Source organism: Lutibacter sp. (assembly GCF_041596795.1).
GTDB lineage: Bacteria > Bacteroidota > Bacteroidia > Flavobacteriales > Flavobacteriaceae > Lutibacter.
Genome location: NZ_JBFHHX010000032.1, coordinates 1 through 21,214, shown reverse-complemented (window position 1 = coordinate 21,214; position 21,214 = coordinate 1). Strand labels below are relative to the sequence as shown.

The 21,214-nt window shown below is 28.2% G+C and carries 19 protein-coding genes and 1 tRNA gene; 6 read left to right on the top strand and 14 right to left on the bottom strand.

Annotation, left to right across the window (positions count from 1 at the left end; translation table 11 throughout):
- Positions 1-82: 82 nt before the first annotated feature.
- Entirely contained in the window at positions 83-409 is a 327-nt protein-coding gene (locus tag ABY298_RS05950; protein WP_372745092.1) for a hypothetical protein, read from the top strand.
- Here the strand turns inward: ABY298_RS05950 and ABY298_RS05945 are convergent.
- The 12 genes from ABY298_RS05945 to ABY298_RS05890 form a co-directional block, all read right to left on the bottom strand.
- On the bottom strand, positions 406-1,008 hold the full coding sequence (locus ABY298_RS05945; protein WP_372745091.1) for an alpha-ketoglutarate-dependent dioxygenase AlkB: 603 nt from the start codon (positions 1,006-1,008) through the stop codon (positions 406-408). The two genes, ABY298_RS05950 and ABY298_RS05945, sit on opposite strands and share 4 nt — an antisense overlap.
- 8 nt (positions 1,009-1,016) lie before the next feature.
- A complete protein-coding gene (locus tag ABY298_RS05940; protein ID WP_372745090.1) occupies positions 1,017-2,009 on the bottom strand; it encodes a Gfo/Idh/MocA family protein in 993 nt (330 codons plus the stop codon).
- 71 nt (positions 2,010-2,080) lie between these two features.
- The gene (locus tag ABY298_RS05935; RefSeq protein WP_372745089.1) at positions 2,081-3,091 is read right to left on the bottom strand and encodes a glycosyltransferase family protein; all 1,011 of its coding nucleotides are present in this window, start codon (positions 3,089-3,091) and stop codon (positions 2,081-2,083) included.
- Positions 3,091-3,951 (bottom strand): UDP-2,3-diacylglucosamine diphosphatase, encoded by an 861-nt coding sequence (locus ABY298_RS05930; RefSeq protein ID WP_372745088.1) that lies wholly within the window; start codon positions 3,949-3,951, stop codon positions 3,091-3,093. The genes ABY298_RS05935 and ABY298_RS05930 overlap by 1 nt, the downstream gene beginning before the upstream one ends.
- Before the next feature lie 101 nt (positions 3,952-4,052).
- Positions 4,053-5,870 (bottom strand): cation:proton antiporter, encoded by a 1,818-nt coding sequence (locus ABY298_RS05925; protein WP_372745087.1) that lies wholly within the window; start codon positions 5,868-5,870, stop codon positions 4,053-4,055.
- A gap of 37 nt (positions 5,871-5,907) precedes the next feature.
- Positions 5,908-6,378: a CYTH domain-containing protein gene (locus tag ABY298_RS05920; RefSeq protein ID WP_372745086.1), complete on the bottom strand. Its 471-nt coding sequence runs from the start codon at positions 6,376-6,378 to the stop codon at positions 5,908-5,910.
- 5 nt (positions 6,379-6,383) lie between these two features.
- A complete protein-coding gene (locus ABY298_RS05915; protein ID WP_372745085.1) occupies positions 6,384-7,643 on the bottom strand; it encodes a YaiO family outer membrane beta-barrel protein in 1,260 nt (419 codons plus the stop codon).
- 1 nt (position 7,644) lies between these two features.
- On the bottom strand, positions 7,645-10,065 hold the full coding sequence (locus ABY298_RS05910; protein WP_372745084.1) for a sulfatase-like hydrolase/transferase: 2,421 nt from the start codon (positions 10,063-10,065) through the stop codon (positions 7,645-7,647).
- A 16-nt stretch (positions 10,066-10,081) separates the two neighbouring features.
- Positions 10,082-11,512 carry a glycosyltransferase family 2 protein gene (locus ABY298_RS05905; RefSeq protein WP_372745083.1) on the bottom strand — a complete coding sequence of 477 codons (1,431 nt, stop codon included), beginning with the start codon at positions 11,510-11,512 and terminating at the stop codon, positions 10,082-10,084.
- 7 nt (positions 11,513-11,519) lie between these two features.
- On the bottom strand, positions 11,520-12,623 hold the full coding sequence (locus ABY298_RS05900; protein ID WP_372745082.1) for a HEAT repeat domain-containing protein: 1,104 nt from the start codon (positions 12,621-12,623) through the stop codon (positions 11,520-11,522).
- 20 nt (positions 12,624-12,643) lie between these two features.
- Positions 12,644-13,012, bottom strand: coding sequence for a response regulator transcription factor (locus ABY298_RS05895; protein ID WP_372745081.1), 369 nt, complete (start codon positions 13,010-13,012; stop codon positions 12,644-12,646).
- Positions 13,005-15,326 carry a response regulator gene (locus ABY298_RS05890; RefSeq protein ID WP_372745080.1) on the bottom strand — a complete coding sequence of 774 codons (2,322 nt, stop codon included), beginning with the start codon at positions 15,324-15,326 and terminating at the stop codon, positions 13,005-13,007. Before ABY298_RS05890 ends, ABY298_RS05895 begins: the two co-directional genes overlap by 8 nt.
- Positions 15,327-15,831: 505 nt before the next feature.
- On the opposite strand from ABY298_RS05890, the gene ABY298_RS05885 reads away from it, so the two are divergent.
- From ABY298_RS05885 to ABY298_RS05875, 3 genes are all read left to right on the top strand, one after another.
- Positions 15,832-16,137 carry a hypothetical protein gene (locus ABY298_RS05885; RefSeq protein WP_372745079.1) on the top strand — a complete coding sequence of 102 codons (306 nt, stop codon included), beginning with the start codon at positions 15,832-15,834 and terminating at the stop codon, positions 16,135-16,137.
- Positions 16,138-16,231: 94 nt separating this feature from the next.
- Entirely contained in the window at positions 16,232-17,551 is a 1,320-nt protein-coding gene (locus ABY298_RS05880) for a phosphoribosylamine--glycine ligase (protein ID WP_372745078.1), read from the top strand.
- Between the two features lie 19 nt (positions 17,552-17,570).
- A complete protein-coding gene (locus tag ABY298_RS05875; protein WP_372745077.1) occupies positions 17,571-18,029 on the top strand; it encodes a hypothetical protein in 459 nt (152 codons plus the stop codon).
- Here the strand turns inward: ABY298_RS05875 and ABY298_RS05870 are convergent.
- Together ABY298_RS05870 and ABY298_RS05865 are read right to left on the bottom strand one after the other, a co-directional pair.
- Positions 18,026-19,171 (bottom strand): arabinogalactan endo-beta-1,4-galactanase, encoded by a 1,146-nt coding sequence (locus ABY298_RS05870; protein WP_372745076.1) that lies wholly within the window; start codon positions 19,169-19,171, stop codon positions 18,026-18,028. The genes ABY298_RS05875 and ABY298_RS05870 overlap by 4 nt on opposite strands.
- Positions 19,172-19,237: 66 nt before the next feature.
- Positions 19,238-19,309, bottom strand: a tRNA-Arg gene (locus ABY298_RS05865).
- A 190-nt stretch (positions 19,310-19,499) separates the two neighbouring features.
- On the opposite strand from ABY298_RS05865, the gene ABY298_RS05860 reads away from it, so the two are divergent.
- Together ABY298_RS05860 and ABY298_RS05855 are read left to right on the top strand one after the other, a co-directional pair.
- Positions 19,500-20,504, top strand: coding sequence for an elongator complex protein 3 (locus ABY298_RS05860; protein WP_372745075.1), 1,005 nt, complete (start codon positions 19,500-19,502; stop codon positions 20,502-20,504).
- Complete coding sequence (locus tag ABY298_RS05855; protein ID WP_372745074.1) at positions 20,488-21,180, top strand: DUF6873 family GME fold protein; 693 nt, start codon at positions 20,488-20,490, stop codon at positions 21,178-21,180. The genes ABY298_RS05860 and ABY298_RS05855 overlap by 17 nt, the downstream gene beginning before the upstream one ends.
- The last annotated feature ends 34 nt before the right edge of the window (positions 21,181-21,214 follow it).

Sequence of the window (21,214 nt, the reverse complement as noted above, 5' to 3'; positions counted from 1 at the left end):
TAGGAAATTAGTTATTGGTTCTTCCTAAATAAAAAAAGAACTTTTAAATTTATTATTGTTATTTGAAAATATAACACAAATTATGGGATTAGACGGAAAACATTCTTTTGGAAGTATAGGTGAAACAAGAGTAACTTTTGTTGAAAAAAACACCAATGAAAACAGAAAAGATTTTTTAACAAAACTATTAGAACATAATGGTTTTGAAGTTATTATAGAAGAAGAAAAAAGAAAATCTGAAGAAGATCCGCAACTATACACCGTTGCAGTAACCGATATGGTTTTTAACCCAACAATATGGGTTTTTGAACGTAAATTAAAAACATTTGACGGACATAAAGTAACGCAAGATTATTGGAATCAGGTTTCTGAAGATACCAATCCACATTATTGGAAATACGCCAATTAATTATAAATATTCCTAAACGTTAAGTTTATTCTTGGCATGTTAACTTTGGTAGTTTTAGGCAAACTATGCAACCATTTTTCTTGAGTTTCACCTTTCATAAGCAATAAACTGCCTGGATGCAAAATAATTTCAACTTTTTGTTTTGATTGAATATGTTTGAAGCTAAATTTTCTGGTTGCACCTAAACTTAACGAAGCAATAACAGGATTTACACCTAATTCCCTTTCATTATCTTGATGCCAACCCATTCCTTCATTTCCATTATGATATAAATTCAACAAACAAGAATTAAATTTTTGTCCAGTTTTTAATTCCACTAAATTTTTTATCGAAAGTAATTCTGGAGTCCAGTAAATTGATTTTTTAATTGAATTTGAATACGAATATTGATAGTCTAAATCTCCAAACCAAGCAACCTTACGCGCAGTTACAATTCGTTTTCCAAACATTACCAACTCATCTTGTTCCCAAAAATTAGCTTTTAAAAAAGTATTAAAATACAAATTACATTCCTCTTTATTTAACACCAAACCATAATTATATACTTCACCATCAAAGGGTAAAATATTTTCAGCTGCTTGTGTGCTAAATAAGTTCATCAAAAAAATTAAATTGTTCCCAAAATTTTATCCATTACCCAACTAGTATGAAGTCCGGAATTACCCATTGACGGATGTTCTTTTCCACTAAAAAAGAAATCTCTCATACTTTCTACGTGAAAGTACTGTACATTTTCTGGATGCTCAATCATCAAACTTTCATTTTTTAAAGCCGTTTCCAAAATTATTGGAATGTTATCAAAAATTGACAATTTAATGGTTCCTTTACTTCCATAAATTAAAGTAACATCTTTATTTTTATTACAGCCAAAATTCCAGCTACCAGATCCAGTTACACCATTGTTATGAACCCAACAAGCAGTTATGGCGTCTTTTGCTGTATACAAACCTTGTTGATTTAAACTAATTCCATAAGCATTTTTAATATTTCCAAAATAATGGGTAAACAAATCAATTCCGTGACTTGCCAAATCATCAAAATAACCACCAGGAGCTACTAATTTATCGGTTCTCCAATTATATTTTTTTGATTGATCAATTACACTCGCTTGTTTACTTAAATGCCAATTTACATGTCGTATTTCTCCAATTACACCTTCATCAATCCATTTTTTAACTTGCACAAACCTTGGTAACGTTCTTCTATAATAAGCTACAAACAAAGGTGTATTACTTTTTTTAAAAGCCTCTACAATTTGCAAACCATCATTATAAGAAGGAGCCAATGGCTTTTCAATACAACAAGGTTTTCCTGCTGCGGCCACTTTTAATCCGTATAATTTATGAGTGTCTGGTGGTGTAGCTATATAAACAGCATCAATATCAACATCATTTATTAAATCGTCTGCATTGGTGTAATATTTTTTTACATTGTGCCTTTTCGCATAATCTTTCACTTTTTGCTCATCGCGTCTCATAACTGCATCTAAAGAAAAACCCTTTATTTTATAATACGGAGGACCACTTTTAATTTCAGTTACATCACCACAACCAATTATTCCCCAACGTATTACTTTTAATTCAGATTCCTTGCTATTCATAATTAATACAGTTTTTTATAAAAATTAAAAATACAAAGTTTTACGATTAGACCGCTATTATTAGGATAGTTTTAAATAAATAAAATTTCTTCTTCAACAATAAAATCGTACAAAATATGATCTACTATTTGTTGCGTTTCATTAGGAAATTCAAGTATTATTTTTTGATCGTTTAAAATCCATTTTTCAATTTTAGGAATATACTTTTTCTTTAACGATTTTAAAATAGGTACGTTTATCTCTTTTAAAGCACTTGCATTGAAGTGTTGTTCGTATTGATTTTTCATTGGAATTACCATGATTTTTTTTTGTAAATAAATAGCTTCTGCAGGTGTTTCAAAACCAGCACCACATAAAATTCCTTTACACGAAGCTAAGCTTTTTTCAAACTTACCACTATCAATTGGACATATGTAAACATTTTTAACTTGATAGTTTTTTTGTGCATATTTTGAAAAAACTTTCCATTTAACATGTTTAATTTCTGACAAGACCTTAATTATTCGCTTGTCAGAATACGATGGCAAATAAACAGTATAGTGCTCTTTTTCAGTTGTTTTTAAAATTCTAATATCATTTCTAATAATAGGAGTGTAAACATTATCGTTGTATTTTTTAAAATGAAAGCCATAATTTATACTGCATTTGGCATATTTTTTTAATATTAATTTTCCTATTAAATCTGTATGAGATGGTTTTGGAATATTTGGGGTGAATAATATACTTTGGTGACTTAAAGAAATGCTTTTAACATTTTTTAAATGGCAAGCCATTGCTGTAATTGGTTCAAAATCGTTAATAACCAAATCATATTCTTCTACAGGGCAATTTTTTACTTCTTTAATAATACTAAAAATAGAATTTTTTTTAAAGGTTTTAATAAAATCAATTCCTCCATTTTTACCAAAATAAAAACTTAACCCTTTATACGTATATTTAATTGGGTGAGCTATAGAAACTTCGGCTTGAGTTCCGCTTACTAAAACATCCACTTGTGCTCTATTAAATAAAGCAGGAATAATTTCTTTAGCTCTACTTAAATGTCCATTTCCTGTAGCCTGTATTGCGTATAATATTTTCATTATATTTTAAAATTAAAATCAGCTAATAATTTACCAAAAATCTCATCTGTAGATTGATCTACTAAATCAATGTTAGCTTCAGAATCATTGGTCTCTTTTTCAAAATCATCGTCATTATACTTATACACATTCCATTGGTTGTTTACATATTCTAATGCTGTTAAATTTTCTATCCAATCACCTGAATTTAAATACATTACTTTACCATTATTATTTTCAATTTCTTTAATTATTGGATGATGAATATGGCCGCAAACAACGTAATCAAACTTATTTTCTATAGCAATATTTGTGGCGGTTTCTTCAAAATTATTGATAAATTTTACTGCAGATTTAACGCTGTCTTTTATTTTCTTTGACAAAGATATTTTCCCTTTTCCAAAAAAATTACTAACAAAATTTACACAACTATTTAATAGAATAAGGGAATCATAACCAATTGCACCAAGTTTAGCTAACCATTTAGAATGCTGCATAGTAACATCAAAAACATCACCATGAAAAAACCATGCTTTTTTTCCATTTAACTCTAAAACTACTTTATTATGAATTGAAAATGTTCCCAACTTAAAATCTACAAATTTCCGTAGCATTTCATCATGATTTCCAGGTATATAGTACACCCTTTTTTCTTCAGAAATTAATTTAAAAAGATATTTGATAATTTTCATGTGTGATTTTGGCCAATAGCGTTTACTAAATTGCCAAATATCAATTATATCGCCGTTAAGAATTATTGTTTGTGGATTTATGCTTTTTAAATAGTTTAGTAACTCTTTTGCCTGGCAACCATACGTTCCTAAATGTATATCTGAAATAACAACAATATCAATATTTCTTTTCTTTTTTGTAGAATTCACCTATTTAAATTTTATTCATAAAAAATGAATAGTTATATAGGCACAAGTACAGGATTACCTGTTATTTAAAAGTTTAGAGAATATTATAATTAGGTTAAAATTTACGCTACTTTTTTACCAACATACATTAATTTATTGCCTTTTTGAATAGCATCATCGTTTAATAATGATGAAATAATATGAATTACACCTTTATTATCTTTCACAAAAACTGGAATTGCATGGGTTTCAAAATTAATTTCTTTCAAATATTTTTGATATTCTTCTTTAGAATTAAGTGTAATTTCATTTATGTACGGATAATCTCTTACTACTTCACTTAAATTAATATAATCATCGTGGTGCGTAAAAAGGTTCGTGTCTGGTTTTTGGTCTCCTTCAATCATTTCTTCAGTAGAAATTAAACGAAAAGCACCACATTCCCCAAAATCCTCCGAAAATCGGTCTAAAACAAATCTGTTAACAGAAGCACTAGCTGTTAATGCTAATAAATAACCCACATCATTTAATTCAATATTATCTATTAAATCATCTGAATATACATTTCCTTCAATAGCTTCTAAGCCAACAGCTCTTGCTTTTTCAATACTTTTTGGGTTGCTATCTATTAACACTACTCGCCTTCCATTTTCTTTTAAATAGGTTGCAATTAATCTAGAAAAACTTGAAGCACCTGCTATTAAAATACCATCGGAAGATTTAAGAAATACACCTGAAATTTTAGCAAATAACCTAGCTGTTGTTGCATTTAACACAACGGTTCCTAACACAATCATAAAAACCAACGGTGTAATATATTGCGCACCTGGCTCACCTTGCATTGTTAATTTTAAGCCAAATAAAGATGCAATACCTGCTGCTACAATTCCACGCGGACCAACCCAACTTATAAATATTTTTTCATTAAATTTTAATCCTGAATTAATGGTACTTAAAAAAACACCCAAGGGTCTTAAAACTAATATTACCACAGCAAACAGCATTATAGATTCCATATTATATAATAAATATAAATCTCCAATATTTATGTTTGCGGCCAATAAAATAAACAAAATTGAAATTAGCAAAACACTAATAGACTCTTTAAAATAAAGAATGTCTTTTAATTCTTTTGCTTTTTTATTTCCTAAAACCATTCCCATAATTACTACGGAAAGTAATCCAGATTCGTGTGCAAAAAAATCAGACAATACAAATACAAAAAGAACGCTGGCTAAGGTTGTAACATTTAGTAAATAATGCGGTATTAAGCGTTTTGAAATACCATAATAAAGACCAAATGCCGATGTAAAACCAATAGAAACACCAATTATTACTATTTTACCAAATTCTATTAAAGCTTCCTTTGTATATTCATACCCAGTACCAACGCTAATAAATTCAAATACTAAAACCGATACCAATGCTCCTATGGGATCTATTAATATACTTTCCCATTTTAATACCGTTGAAATATCTTTTTTTAATGGAATATTTCTCAAAATTGGAGCAATAACCGTAGGACCAGTTACAATAATTAATGCTGAAAATAAAAATGATATATCCCAACTTAAGTAAAAAATGTAGTGAGCCGCAATACCTGCTCCAAAAAAAGTGATTACAGAACCTAAGGTAATTAATTTTAAAATTACTGGACCAACATTTAGTATTTCTTCTTTTTTAAGTGTTAAACCACCTTCAAAAAGAATAATTCCAATTGCTAATGAAACAAAATTAAATAAACGCTCTCCCGGAAATAAGCCTTCCGTACCATTCCAAACCGGCTCTAACCATTTAGTGCCATCATCTGAAACAAGTGTAGATAAGGGACCTACAAGCAATCCAATTAAAATTAAAGGTAAAATTGCGGGTATTTTAAACCTCCATGCAAACCATTGAGCTACAATACCTAAGATGATAATTCCTGCTAATTCTAACATAAATAGTCTTAAAATTAAGGTCGAATATAACTAAAAATTACCAATTACTAAATGGGTTCTTAGATAAAACCGAATTATAATATTTTTTTTCACCTGTAACTTCCTTTCCTAGCCACAAAGGCTTTTCAAATTTAAATTCTTCTGATGGTAATTCTATTTCTGCAACAACAAGTCCTAAATTTTCTCCTATAAACTCATCTACTTCAAAAAATAAATTATTTTTTATTGGAATTAAATAACGTGTTTTTTCAATTATTGAAGGTTCACAAATAGCTAATAAATTTTGAGCTTCTTCAACAGTAATTTCCTTTTCCCATTCGAAACGTGATGTACCAGAATTGTTGGAAATACCTTTTACAGTAATAAATCCTTTATCATCTCTAATTCTAATACGCACAGTTCTTTCTGGAACCGATGATAAAAATCCTTGCGCAATTTTATATCGTTTTGTAGCAAGTTTTTTGTAATCTCCTACAACCAAAAACTTCCGTTCAATTTCTAAATTCATACAATTTATTTGAATTTTAATTCCCAAGATACACCTAAAGTAGTAACCCAAAAGAAATTTCCAGGATCAAAACTTATTTCTTGATGTGAAATCCCTAACTGAGTTCCCCAAGCATTTTGTTTACTTTTAGACGTAAAATAATATCCGAAATTAATTTTTTGAGATTCTAAACTTATAATTTTATCTTCGTTCCCTTCAAATTCAAACTGATACAATTCTGGCGAAAAACCTATACCTGCAGAAATGCTAAAATAGTTATCAGCATCACTATTATATTTTCTATAATTTAAAGTTCCTGATGTACTTGTGCCAGAATCACCAGGTGTAAAATATGGTCTGAACGACCAATAACTATTACCTGTATACCAGCCAACAGATCCTGTATAGATATTTGTTGTTTCACTATATTTTAAAGACCTTAAACCTACGGAGATTTCTAAACTATGTGGTAATGATTGATGAAGCTCTGCACCAAAACGAACATTTGGGTATAAATAAGAATTAGAAAAACCAATATTTAAATATGCATATAAACCCTTGGCAATTTTTGGATAGGCATCTATCTCAAATTGAGTACCGTTATCATTAAACCTTCTGCTAAAATTACCTCTTGCTATAATGCTCCCATATTTTGTAATTCGCTTATAGGTTAAGGCGTAAAATTGCATAGGATCAAACTCATCTGAATATAAATCTACTGATGAAGTTATTCCAACAGAGTTAAATCGTAAAGATTGATTTAAGCTTTCCAAATAATTTTTAGCATCAACATTGTTGTTGTTTAAATTTAAAATGTAATTCACCGTTTTTAGTGCATCTTCTGGGTTTTGAGATTTTTCTTCGGCCTTTGCTTTTACCAATAAAATAGCTTCACTATTGGGTAGATTTTCTAACGCTTTTTTTGCCATTTCTAAGGCACTAAAAGAAGCTTCTGACCACAATTCATTATTTATAGCAGCTACCCAAGCAGTTTCGTTTTTTGGGTCATTTTCTAGTACATGTAAAAATTCCTTTTTTGCTTGTTTGTAATTTCCATCCCAGGAATATGTACTTGCTAAAAACGAACGGATATCATTATAATTTGGGTATTTTTTTAGCAACATTACTAAGGAATCTTGCGCTTGTTTACGTTGCCCATCAAATGCTAATTTTCTTGCGGTTTCAAAAGTAACATCTGGATCTCCGTTAAATTCTTTTTGTTGCGAAAAAACAGCTGTGCAAACAAAAAATAGTACCACTAAAAATTGTTGTTGTAATTGTTTCATTTTATTTTAGGGTTTGTTTATATGCTTTATAAGTAGTATTATTTGGATATATTTTTAACAAACTATCCATTATTTTTATTGATTTATCTTTATTATTTAATCTTTCAAATGCTTTGGCTAATTTAAAGCCCAAATTACCATTTACAATCTTATTTTTATATGCTTTTTGAGCAATTTTAATAGATTTTTCATCTTGATTAGACCACCAATACACATCCATTAAAGCCAAATAACTATCGTAATAATAAGGTACGCGCTTTAAAACATTTAATAGTTCTAACTCAGCTTCTTTGTAATTACCTTCCCAAGCTAATGTTCTACCTTTTAAAGTTCGGGCATCTGCGTGATTTGGAAATTCATTTAAAACATAATTACATAATAGTTGTGCTTTTGTATATTCTTTATTAAAGGCAAATTCTTGAGCCTTTTTAAAGGTTTGATCAAATGTTAATCCTTTGGTTACACTATTAATAAAGTTTAAATCATCTTTCGTAAATTCCATTCTTAAATTTACATACTCATTATTTTTTTTTGGATAAATTTTATTTTTTAAAGTACTATAAATATTTAATTTTTTAAAAGCAGTTAACGAATCTGAAATGGTTGTTAATAATGATGGATTGGTTACTTTTTCGGTTTCAAAATTTTCATTTATTTTAAATAAATTTCCATCAGAATAGAAATACTCATCATATAAATAATCGTTTATACTTCCTTTATAACGCATTAATGGTATTTTATGAATATTTCTAAATTGTTCTGTCGTATCTAAGCCTTTACTTATCCAAGGAACGTTTTCCAACTTAATAAAATTGTAAGAATTTGTTAACAAGGATACAATACTTGGCGTTACATTAAAATGTGAAGAAACCGATTTTATTTTTTTTGGTTTATTTACCATTGGACTGTATATGTAAAATGGCACATGAAAACGACATAAATTATCTTTTTGAGCAATAGGAATTAACCTATGATCACCTGTAATTATAAAAATTGTATTTTCAAAATCTGGTCTTTTTTTGTACTCGTTTATAAATCCTTTTATAGACGTATCTGTATATAATAAACTTGCAAATATTTCTGAATTTGATTTTAATTCTGCACTTAAAACCGAATTCATTTTTTTTGTTGAAACAATGCTATCTACTTTTGATAAATACTTGTTTTTATTTGGAAATGAAAATGGTTCGTGATTAGAAATAGTCATAATTACATCTAACCTTGGAGAGGTTTTTGAATCTAAAACCGATAAAGTTTTTCTAAATATTTCTTCATCAGGATATCCCCAAGAGAAACCTTCTTCATTGGCTTCAGATTTAATATAATTTCGTCCAAATTTATCTTCATCTATTATATAATCTATGCCGTTAAATTCTAAAAAATTAATTTTTCTATCAAAACTAGATTTATCACCAGAATAAAAGGAAGTTGTATAACCATTTGCTTTTAAAATACTTATTAAAGATAAATGAGAAGGTATATTTTTTTGCTCTAAAAAACCTTGTTCTGCAAATGGCAGCGAGCCCAAAATAGATGGTAATACTCCAAAGGTTCTTCCAGTGGTACTTACAAAATTCTCCCAATATAACGACTCATCAATTAAAGAATCTAAAAAAGGTGTAAAACCTCCATAGGTATTATTTCCAACAAACTCAGCTCCTAAACCTTCAACAATAATAAAAACAATTGATGGTTTTTCTTCTTTTAAAGTTAAAAGTGGTGCTAAAACATTGTCAATTTCCGACGATGGTTTTAAAAATGGGTAATCATCTCTTCCAGATAAATCAAAACTCTCCATTTCCATTTTTTCTAGCTGAAATTTTAAAATATCAGAAACTAAATAATTTAGTTTGTTTTTATATTCGTTTTCCGAAGTTTTTGCATAAACAAATTTACTTGCGCCCAATAGCACTATTATTGCTGATATAAGTACTGTTCTTTTTTCTAAAAACAACTTGTTAAAAGCAATAATTAAACTTAAAAAACTGCCTACAAATATCAAATATGGCACAAAGTATCCTATTGAAAAAGCAACCGAAGAAGAAACTGTTGTAGTTATATCGTTATAAGAATACCCCAATAAATCTGCGCCTAAATTTAACAAGGTTGTTAAACTATAATTTACCAATGCATATTGACCTATTACTATAATTGAAATAATAATTTGCATACAAATTATTGCTGTTTTTTTATGAAAATATGCAATTAAAAAATAAATTGGAAAAAGCAAAAGGCAAATAAGTAAACCTGTCCAAATATCATTCAACCACTTATAAAACACCATTGATCCAAAAGAAATATTCATGTTTTTTGAAGATAACTGGTACACTTCAAAAAAACTTATAACCCAAAAAGTAACTACTAAAGCTAAAAAAAAGTAGCAATATTTATATATTTCTTTTAAATGTAGTTTTAGTTCCATACTAAAAATAGTTCAGTTATGTTTTTGCCATTCCTTTTCTAACCATTACTCCCCATTTTTTCTTTTTATTAAAGTAATAATCATAATTTCCTTTAATTGCTGCATATAAAATTACCGGATGTAAAATAAAAGGTTCTAAAAGTGTAACTAATATTAGTTTAAACCCAGTTCCTTTCTTTTTATATTGATGAAAAGTTAACTCTTCCGAAAAAATTGCTACCAAGGTAAATGCTACTGAAAACAAATATGCCAGCAAAAAGAAACCAAATGCATAATCCCATCTAACAATATCTAAAGCTATTAAAATAATAAAATATAACATTCCTACAACCTCAATAATAGGAGCTAATCTTTCATAAAAAAACCAATATGGAAAACTTAACATTCCCAACAAATTATAATTGGGGTTGAAAGCAATTTTTCTGTGTGTTTTTAATGTTTCAATGGTTCCTCTGGTCCAACGGTTTCTTTGTGATATTAAAATTTTGTAATTATCTGGGGCTTCTGTCCAACATAAAGGATCTGGAATATAAGCTACTTTATATTTAACTTTTTTCTCTTCCATTCGCCTTCTCATTCTTACAATTATTTCCATATCCTCACCAACCGTATTGGTATCATACCCTCCAGCTTCAATGGCTATTTTTTTCTCAAACATTCCAAAAGCTCCAGAAATAACAAGCAATCCGTTTAATCTGCTCCACGCCATTCTTCCTAATAAAAAGGATCTTAAATATTCTAATATTTGGGCTATTTCAATCCATTTTTTCGGTAAATTAACGTCTAATAATTTTCCTTCTTTAATAGTACAAGCATTGGCAATTCTAATAACTCCACCTGAAGCAATAACTCTTTCATCGGTAGCTTCTAAAAACGGTTTTATCATTTTTTGAAGTGAGTCTTCTAGCAATAAACAATCAACATCAATACAAGCGCAATATTTACTATTTGATATGTTTAAACCAAAATTTAAAGCATCGGCTTTTCCTCCATTTTCTTTATCAACTACTATTAATTTTTCAAAAGCTGGATTTGTAGATTTAAATACACCTGCTCTTAAGGGTTGAGTTGGTATTTGCTCGTTAATTAAGTAATTAACCTTTACCAAATCATAGGCTTTAATTAGCAAATCTAAACTATTATCTTTACTCCCATCGTTTACAATTATTACATCATAATTAACATAATGACTTGATAGTAAAGACCTTACGTTTTCTATAATATTTAAACTTTCGTTGTATGCTGGTGCTATTATTGAGATGGAAGGTGAAACGGTTGAAGAAAGAATATCATCATAATCTACAAAACTATTTTTTTTCATGTATTGATTTGATTCAATAGCCGAAATAATAGCTAATATTATGTACGACATAATTACAGAAAACGCATATATAAAAAATAGTATATGTATTATTAAAAGTAAAATTCTTATCGTGCTACTATCCATACTTAACTTACATTGCTTCTAAATAATTAAAAATTCTTTCATTATCAATTTCAGTAGTATTTAATTTTATAGCATGCCATTTATTAACATCTATCATTTTTAAAAGTTTAAATGCTAAAAATCTAATTTCAAAATTCGCATTTGATGTATTTTCAATAATAAAACTCTCATCTTCAGCATCTATTACTTCTTCAAAAATTTTAAAAAATGAAATTTGTTCTTCGTTACTTCTATCAAAAAAATTTGGCTTTATAATTTCTTTTATCTCTTTTACATGAAAATATCCTAAAATTTCTATAGCACAAATTCTTATATCTTTATTGATATGATTTAAAAGTTCTAATAAAATTTCTATAACCTGAAACTGGTTGTAAATTTTAGCTAATTTTAATGCAAAAAGCACAACGGAATCATTATCAGATTTTAGCCAAGGAGAAATATCTGTAATTTCTTGGTCATCAAATTTTTGAAGAATTTCTAACAATTGTATTTGATTCCATTCTGAAATAGGTGTTTTTAAATTATTTAAAAACTCTAGTCCTTTAAACTGAAATAAACTAACGTAATAAAGTTGTACTTGATTTCTAACTTCATGTTTAGGATGATTTTGGTATTTATTTATTTCATTATAAGCAGTTTTCACTTCAAATTGCGTTAACTCTTTAATTCCTAATGCAATTATTTCCCATTTTTTACTCTCTAGTTTATTAATAGAGTAATTTATAAGACCTGTTTTTATGTATAATAAATTAATTGCTGTGGCAATTTCTCCAGAAACATCATTTTTTAATTTTGATAAAACTGAAATTAAAATATTTCTTTTAAATGTGTTTTTAGCACAAGATTTCATTTTATCACTAATTTTTTTCTGCTCACTACTAATCTCTACATCAATATCACCAGAATATAAATAGGTTATTAAGTTGGTTTCGTATTGGGTAAATAATTCTTTTAAAACGGATTCTTCACCACGTAAATAGCTTCTTAAATAATATAAATAAAAAAGAAATAAAATAATTAATAAAGTTAACCCAACACTACACAACCAAACAATTTGAAGCAAAATTGGAAGTTGATAGAAATATTGTAAAACATTTTGGGAAATACTCATAACTTATTAACATTCTTTATTTACATCAGTAATCTTTTTATTCTGATGACCAATTCATTTGGGCTAAATGGTTTTCCCATAAAATCGTTTGCGCCTAAATTAAATGCTTTTAGCACCATTTCTTCCTGGCCAGCTGCCGAAAACACAATAATTGGAATTTTTAAATTTAATTTATTACGTACATGGCTAATTAATTCTAATCCACTAATAAAAGGCATCATAATATCAGTTAAAACCATTTCTGGATTATGTTCTTCTATTAACTCTATTCCTTTTTTTCCGTCTTCAGCAATAAAAAGTTGATACCCTTCTTTTTCTAGTCTAAATTTTAATAATAAAGACAAGGTTGTGTTATCTTCAGCCAGTACAATTTTTTTTGAATTACTCATTTTTTAATGTTTTTAATTCTTCTTTCAACTCTTCTTTAACTTTTTCTGCTATTTGGAAACATTTAGTTAAAAGTTCTTCTACATTCTTTAAATCGTCTTTTTTCTCAAATTTTTTCATTAGTGAGTGCACAATTGGTTCCATTTTGCTAATTCCAAACATACTAATATTTGGTTTTATTTTATGTGTAGCTCTGTGCAATTCATCCCAATTTTTGGCTTTTAATTCTTTAGCGGCAATTTTCAAATATTCATCTAAATCTTTTAAAAACAATTGAATAAGCAATATTAAAATTGAAGATTCATTTAAAGATTCTTGTTTTAAAAACTCTAAATCTGTATACTTTTCTTGAATAGTATTATTTTCAGGGTTTTCTTCTTCTTTTTTATCCTTAATTTTTAAATGAGTGCTATTGCCATATTTTTTTAATATTTTAAACAACTCCTCTTTTTTAAATGGTTTTAACACATAGTCGCTCATTCCTGCATCAAGTGCTCTTTTTAAATCGTCTTCAGATGTATAAGCGGTCATTGCAATAATTGGCGTTTGCGCTGCTTCCGAAGAAAGGTCGTTTTTTATAATTTTTGCGGCTTCATAACCATCCATAACAGGCATTTGAATATCCATTAAAATAATGTCGTAATTATTTTTCTGAACCTTTTTCACTCCTTCAATTCCATTGTTTGCAACATCTACAACACACTGCCAGCGTTCTAACCTAGTTGTTGCTAATAACTGATTGGTTTTATTATCTTCTACCAATAAAATGTTTAAATTAAGGTTAATATCTTCTGGTAAAATTTCACCATTTAATTTATCGTCAACTTTTGTTATATCAACCTTAAATGGTAGTGTCATTTTAAATACACTTCCTATTCCAAATTTGCTTTCAACATTAATTTCCCCGTTATATAATGCAACTAATTTTTTTACAATTGCCAATCCTAATCCAGTTCCTCCATAAATTCTAGAAGTATCGCTTTTTGCTTGCGTAAAAACTCCAAACACTGTACTTATTTTATTTGAAATTATACCAATTCCTGTATCTTTTATTTCAAAATAAATTTGAGCAATTTCGTTTTCATCTTTTTTTAATTTTACCAAAACCTCCACAGTACCTTCATTGGTAAATTTTACAGCATTTCCTATAAGGTTAAGTAAAATTTGGCCTAAACGTGTTGGGTCTCCTAAAACAAATTTAGGCGTGTTTGGATTAATTATTAAATTTAACTTTATCTTTTTCTCAGCAGCCTTTAATTTCATTAAATTAACAACTTCATTTAATCTTTTATAAAGATCAAAAGGAATGTTTTCAATTTCTACATTATTAGAGTCGAGCTTTGCCAAATCTAACACATTATTAACAAGAGAAAGCAAAATTTCACCAGAATTCTTCATAGTTTCTAAATGCTTTTTTTGCTCTTTTGTTAACACGGTTTCTAACAACAATTCTGTAAATCCGATAACTGCGTTTAAGGGAGTTCTAATTTCGTGACTCATATTTGCCAAAAACTCGTCTTTAACCTTCGCAGATTTTTCTGCTGTTTCCTTGGCTTCTTTTAACTCTATTTCAGCTGAAATTCTGCTAGTTATATCAGTTCCAATAGAAATATAAGTATCATTTAACCCTTTTGATAATTGCCACTCAATCCATTTATAATCTCCACTTTTTGTTTTTATACGCCTTCTTGATATATCAACAAATCCTTTCACATGAAAATACACAAAATTATGAATAGCCTCTTTTACTTTTTTGGCTTCCGACTCGTTTTCATAGGTTAATTTCCACCAATTTTCACCCATAATTTCCTCTTCACTATAACCCAGCATTGTTTCAACAGATGGAGAACAAAAAATTACATTGTCTTTGTTGTCACTTACCAAAATCATAGCATCCACACTATTTATAATTGCATTAGAATGGAATGAAGCAATTTCATCTGATTTTCTTTTTGTGATATCTACGCCAACAGAAGTAAATGTATTTTTATTGGGCATAGAATCTCTCCACTCTATCCATTTATAATTACCGTCTACACATTTAACTTTTGTTTCGTAAGGTTTTTTGGATAACTTTATTTTACCAGCTAAACAATCTTTAATTTTTTCTTTACTGAAAAATATTTCTTCACCCGAAAAATATGTTTTTTCCCACCAATTTTCTTTTAGATTATTAGAAATACTAAAACCTAATAAAACCTCACAATATGGAGATATGTACACAACATCTCCATTATTATTAAAAGAAATTACCAACAAATCTAACTCTGCTATTTCTGGTAATTCTATGTTTTCTATTTGTTTATTTGCATTCAAATTATACCAAATTTAAATTTTCTACTGTTTAATTTTGACTAATGTTAAAATTCTTCTATTTATACTTATCATTAAAATAAATAAATGTTAAAGTTTTAATTTAATAAATAATAACGTTTATTATAAAAACAAAGTAATTCTTTTAAAAATTCTTACCATTCAATATTTTCAAAAATAACCTTTTTATATTTAAATAATTATGATATTTTTTTGTTTTTTGAGATTTAATTTTAATTATATTTGTACCGAAAAATGCATTCTTAAGGCATTATTAATTGGCAATGAAAACAACCGTTAAATTTGTGTTTAACTTTCCAAACACATTTTTTAGATTTAGCACTCTTGTCATTCGACAGAGATAATCATCAAAATTTCCCAACTATTTAGTCAACTATTTCTTAAATAAAACTAGGTGTAAAGTTCTGTGGTACAAGCAATTTACCTTTATTAATACAATTATTAAATATTGCAATTTAGATGAATTTTAGAATTAAAAATTAAACAAATGAAAGCACTTTTAACTTTTTTTACAATTATTTCTTTAGCCTTTGGCAAAAACGATCAGGAAGTATTAACAATGAAAGCCGTATTTGACGGATTTGAAGATGATACTTATTATTTTACAGATAGCGAAGATGAAACATACTACATTCAAGAAGTTTCTGCTGAGGTTAGTAAAATTTACGATTTAAAAGATGTAAAATACAACGGTAAAACTTTTAACGTTACGTATGAAACTCAAAAAAGAATGGATGACAGTAACGAACCTTATGAAGTTTTTGTAATTACAAAATTAACATTAATTGAATAAAAAAAAGGGAGCTAAATACTCCCTTTTTTATTGACTATTCATTAATAAATTTAGTAACTTCACTTTATAATTGATCAAAAATTAACTAAAAAAAATGCAAAAAAAAGTTAAGGAAAATCATTTAAAAACAGACTTTATTAAAAGAAATTTTTTATTTGTTTCGCGCTGGGGAGAATCTTTAGATATTGCTTATGCAACTCAACAAGAAGGCAATGCAGTTAAATTATTTATTGAAGATAAACCTTCTAAAGAAATTGGATACGGATTTGTACCAAAAGTACCTAACTGGAAAAAACATGTTGATTGGGCAGATATTGTTGTGTTTGATTATACTGGTTACGGAAAAGAAAGTGAAGAACTTAGAGCTGCCGGAAAAATTGTTTTTGGCGGATCAACCTATACTGATCAACTAGAATTAGACAGAAATTTTGGGCAAGAAGAGTTAAAAAAACACAAAGTAAAAATTTTACAATCTAAAGAGTTTTTTAATTTTCAAGACGCTATTGCGTATGTAACAAAAAACCCCGATGCCTATGTTATTAAACCTTGCGGAGAAACTCAAGAACTAAAACAACTACTTTTTGTTGGTAATGATGATGAAGGAATTGATGTTATTCATGTATTAAACGCCTATGAAAAATCTTGGGGAAACGATTTTGGAAACTTTCAACTTCAAAGAAAAGTAAAAGGTGTAGAAATATCGGTTTCGGCATTTTTTAATGGAACTACATTTTTAACACCTATAAACGTGTGTTTTGAACATAAAAAACTATTTCCTAAAGAATTAGGCGTGTCAACAGGCGAAATGGGAAGTAGTATGTTTTGGGTAAAACACTCACCAATTTTTGAAGCAACACTTAAAAAATTTGAAACCACTTTAAGTAAAAAAAACTTTATTGGACATATTGATCTTAATTGTATAGTAAATGGCAATGGCATTTATCCGTTAGAATTTACTTCCCGTTTTGGATTTCCTCAAATCTTTATTCAAAGAGCCGGAATTACAGAACCTATTGGAAATATGCTATACAAAATTGCAAGCGGACAAAACTTCTCTATAAATGTTAAAAAAGGGTTTCAAATTGGCGCCTTTATTGTGGTTCCTCCATTTCCTTTTGATGATAAAAAAACTTTTGAATTGTTCTCTAAAGATTCTATTGTTATATTTAGAAAAGAATCTAAAGAAGGAATTCATCCAATGCATTTAAAAAGAATAAATGACGAATGGCTAATAACTGGCAATACCGGAATAGCCGTAATGGTTTCAGGAACTGGTTTAACAATGAAAGATGCGCAAAAAATGATGAATAACAGAATTAATAATATAATTGTAAACAATAGTTATTACAGAACAGATATTGGAGACAGATGGTTTGACGATTCTGACAAACTATGGTCTTGGGGATTATTATAAACAACCAAAATTTAGCGGTATGAGTCTTATTTTCAGCAAATTAAAAGGAAATCCAAATCAATTTTTTGATATTCTACCAACTGAATGGAAAAATTTGATTGTGCCAAATTGGGTGCATTATAAAAAAACCGCTACTATTTATGTAATTAAAGAAGCGCACGAAATAATTTGTGGTGGCATTGTTTTTTCTGAAAAATTAAATGAAATGACTCCTTTTGAGATTGAACACTTACATTTATTTTCTGAAGGATATAATTACTTAGGTTATATTTGGGTTGTTGAACACAAAAGAAATCAAAAATTAGCTTCAAAATGGTTAAACTGTTTAAAAGAAACACATCCACATCAAAAATATTGGCTAACTATTGAAGAGGAAGAGCTTAACTATTTTTACAAAAAAAACGATTTTAAATTATTTGCTGAAAACAAGATTGATTTTAATAACAATTTAAAAGAATGGATTTTTATTTATCCTTAATTATTTAAAGAACCATTGTAAAACTGCATTCCTAAAGTTGCTTTTTTATCAAAATCAAACAATGTAGCATTATCCCAATGTGAACCTTGCGCCCATTGAGTACTACAATTTGTACTTACCCAAGCTGGCTCCCAATAAATAAGTCCTTCACCTCCAGCATTTATAATAATTTCTTTTAATTTTAAAAGATAATCTAACTGTCCATGTTGTGTTGCCGGATAACCAGAAATTAACGCATCATTATTTAAAATATTGCTAGCTTCATCGGCATTTTCAAGGGTAAAAGGATATGCTGTTTCTACAATTATTAATCTTTTATTATAGGTATTAATCAATGTTTTTAATGGTATTGAAAGCGTTTCTAATTTATATTCAGACCAAATTGGATAATACGATAAGCCTATCCAGTCAAAATCTGTTACTCCGTTTTTTGTTGCCTCATTAAACCACCACAACGCATTCTCCGGCTGTGCAATATGCAACATCACTTCAATATTTTTATTATTAACTTTAGAAATATCTCTAACTGCTTTAATTCCACTATTTATTAATGTTGAATTTCTAGTCCAATCTATTGGCCATTTTAATTCGCCATGTTGCAAAATCATTGGGTTAATTTCGTTTCCAACTTGCACAAAATCTGGCAATAAATTTAAAGTTGCTAAATTGTTTAAAGTAGTATAGGTATAATTATACAGCAAATTACTTAATTCCGTAGTATTATTTATTTGGCTTAACCAAGCTGCAGGAATTTCTTGTTTTTCAGGATCAGCCCAATTATCAGAATAATGAAAATCGAGCAACACTTTCATTCCTTCGGCTTTTGCTTTTGAAATTGTAACTTTTACATCTTCAAAGTTGGAATAATTTGTCCAAGTTGGATTGTTCCATAAACGAACACGAATTAAATTTGCACCAGCTTCACTAAATATTTTATATGGGTTTTTTATAGTTCCTTCGCTATTTTTATAGGCTGCGCCACAATCTAACATTTCATTTACATACGATAAATCTGCACCATAATAAAAACTAACCTTCTCTATTAGCTCTTCTTCAACTTCAGACTTTCCAGGGTTTGAATTTCCACAAGAAAAACAACTAATTATTAAACTAAGAAATATAATTTTTAAAAGACTTTCCATTTTTTTTTGCAACAATTATAGTTTTAAAAAACTTGTTAATTCTCAAATTTAAAATATTCTATTAAGTAGCTCCACCAGGACTCGAACCTGGATCAAAAGTTTAGGAAACTTCTATTCTATCCCTTGAACTATAGAGCCATTTAAAAAAGCACAATAAATTTAATACTATTAATTGAGCTACAATTAAATAAATTAATTTATATCAAAAAACAGATGCAATTTTGCTTAAAATTTACATTATTTGGAATTTTAATAAACTCTTTATAAATATACTACCTTAAAATATTGTAAAATTGCATTTTAAAACTTATACCTAAAAATATTTAAAATGAGGTCTAAAAAACATTGTAATATTCCAATTTTTATCCCTGAATTAGCGTGTCCTCATCAATGTGTTTTTTGTAATCAGGAAAAAATAAGTAACACTTTTTCTATTCCTAAACCCAATGATATAAAAAATATTATTGATAGTTATTTAGAAACAATTCCAGAAGGTTCAGAAATAAACATTGCCTTTTTTGGAGGTAGTTTTACTGGCATCCCTAAAGAGGAAATGATTAGCTATTTAAAAGCTGCATATCCGTATGTGAAAAATGGCCAAGTTCAAGGAATTCGTATTTCAACAAAACCAGATTATATTACAGAACCTATTTTAGATATTTTAGAACAATTTGGAGTAACTGCTATAGAATTAGGAGCGCAATCTACAAACGATTTAATTTTAGTAAAATCTGGAAGAGGTCATAAATTTGATGCTATTGAAAAAGCTGCACATCTTATTCATAAAAGAAACTTTGAATTAGGACTGCAAATGATGCTAGGTTTACCGCATGATACTTTAGAATTATCTTTACAAACAGCCAGAGATATTGTAAAGTTAAAAGCAAATACTACTAGAATTTATCCAACCGTTGTTGTAAAAGGAACTGTACTAGAAAAAATGTATTTAAACGGAAGCTACAAAGCACTTTCATTAGAAGAAGCTGTTAATTGGAGTAAAGAAGTTTTAAAAATATTTAACAACGCTGGAACTAAAGTTTTAAGAGTTGGATTACACCCTTCGGAGGAATTAGAATTAGGAAAATCTTTGGTTGCAGGCCCTATTCACCCTTCTTTTAAAGAAATGGTATTGTCAGAATTATGGAATGATATTTTACTAGAAAAACTCACTACCAAAGGAGATTTAAAGGTTAAAGTTGCTAAAAATCAATTAAATTACGCTGTTGGTTACAAAGGAAAAAATAGAGATTTTTTTAAAAATAAAGGGTATAACATTAAATTTACAAGTAATACAATGCTTAAAAATTTTGAGATAGATGTATGCTATAATTGACCACCGAGCTCCTTTAACAGTAAAAAAAAATCTTGCAAAATACGTTAACAATGTTTTTGAATTTTCAAGTGAAGGAATTACCTACAACTCAATTTCTGGCCATCCTGATATTTTTATGTTTCAAGATAAAAACAATCTTATAATTGCTCCAAACACACCTAAAAATTTAATAAACTTTCTTAATGAAAAATCCATAGCATTTACTTTGGGAGAAAAACCTGTAGGTATAAATTTAGATAATAGCGTACTTTACAATTGCTTGGCTACTGATAAATATTTCTTTTGCAAACAAGGCAAACCAGATAGTAGTATTCAAAAAAAACATAGCAACAAAACCTTAATAAATATTCCACAATCGTATGCTAGATGCAGTATGTTTAGTGTAGAAAACAACATAATTACATCAGACAAAGGCATTGTTAAAACCCTTAAAAAAAATAACATTACAAATTTTTATTTCGAGCCTTCAGAAATAAAAATAAAAGATCATAAAAATGGTTTTATTGGCGGAACAATGGGCGCTACTGAAAATACAATATTTTTTTTAGGTAATTTACTAAAACATAAAGATGGCCAAGCATTATCCAAATTTTTAAGTATCAATAATAAAGAAATTATTTGCTTGGGTAATGATTATTTATATGATGGTGGCGGAATATTCTTATTAAATACATAAACTAAAAAAGCCTCTACATTTCTGTAAAGGCTTT

What these genes read in the sequence shown, in the direction of transcription:
- ABY298_RS05855 (WP_372745074.1), top strand. Translation starts at nt 20,488, where the DNA reads ATGTATGCTATAATTGACCACCGAGCTCCTTTAACAGTAAAAAAAAAT.
- ABY298_RS05950 (WP_372745092.1), top strand. Translation starts at nt 83, where the DNA reads ATGGGATTAGACGGAAAACATTCTTTTGGAAGTATAGGTGAAACAAGA.
- ABY298_RS05945 (WP_372745091.1), bottom strand. Translation starts at nt 1,008, where the DNA reads ATGAACTTATTTAGCACACAAGCAGCTGAAAATATTTTACCCTTTGAT.
- ABY298_RS05885 (WP_372745079.1), top strand. Translation starts at nt 15,832, where the DNA reads ATGAAAGCACTTTTAACTTTTTTTACAATTATTTCTTTAGCCTTTGGC.
- ABY298_RS05860 (WP_372745075.1), top strand. Translation starts at nt 19,500, where the DNA reads ATGAGGTCTAAAAAACATTGTAATATTCCAATTTTTATCCCTGAATTA.
- ABY298_RS05895 (WP_372745081.1), bottom strand. Translation starts at nt 13,012, where the DNA reads ATGAGTAATTCAAAAAAAATTGTACTGGCTGAAGATAACACAACCTTG.
- ABY298_RS05910 (WP_372745084.1), bottom strand. Translation starts at nt 10,065, where the DNA reads ATGGAACTAAAACTACATTTAAAAGAAATATATAAATATTGCTACTTT.
- ABY298_RS05925 (WP_372745087.1), bottom strand. Translation starts at nt 5,870, where the DNA reads ATGTTAGAATTAGCAGGAATTATCATCTTAGGTATTGTAGCTCAATGG.
- ABY298_RS05920 (WP_372745086.1), bottom strand. Translation starts at nt 6,378, where the DNA reads ATGAATTTAGAAATTGAACGGAAGTTTTTGGTTGTAGGAGATTACAAA.
- ABY298_RS05940 (WP_372745090.1), bottom strand. Translation starts at nt 2,009, where the DNA reads ATGAATAGCAAGGAATCTGAATTAAAAGTAATACGTTGGGGAATAATT.
- ABY298_RS05935 (WP_372745089.1), bottom strand. Translation starts at nt 3,091, where the DNA reads ATGAAAATATTATACGCAATACAGGCTACAGGAAATGGACATTTAAGT.
- ABY298_RS05875 (WP_372745077.1), top strand. Translation starts at nt 17,571, where the DNA reads ATGAGTCTTATTTTCAGCAAATTAAAAGGAAATCCAAATCAATTTTTT.
- ABY298_RS05870 (WP_372745076.1), bottom strand. Translation starts at nt 19,171, where the DNA reads ATGGAAAGTCTTTTAAAAATTATATTTCTTAGTTTAATAATTAGTTGT.
- ABY298_RS05905 (WP_372745083.1), bottom strand. Translation starts at nt 11,512, where the DNA reads ATGGATAGTAGCACGATAAGAATTTTACTTTTAATAATACATATACTA.
- ABY298_RS05915 (WP_372745085.1), bottom strand. Translation starts at nt 7,643, where the DNA reads ATGAAACAATTACAACAACAATTTTTAGTGGTACTATTTTTTGTTTGC.
- ABY298_RS05900 (WP_372745082.1), bottom strand. Translation starts at nt 12,623, where the DNA reads ATGAGTATTTCCCAAAATGTTTTACAATATTTCTATCAACTTCCAATT.
- ABY298_RS05880 (WP_372745078.1), top strand. Translation starts at nt 16,232, where the DNA reads ATGCAAAAAAAAGTTAAGGAAAATCATTTAAAAACAGACTTTATTAAA.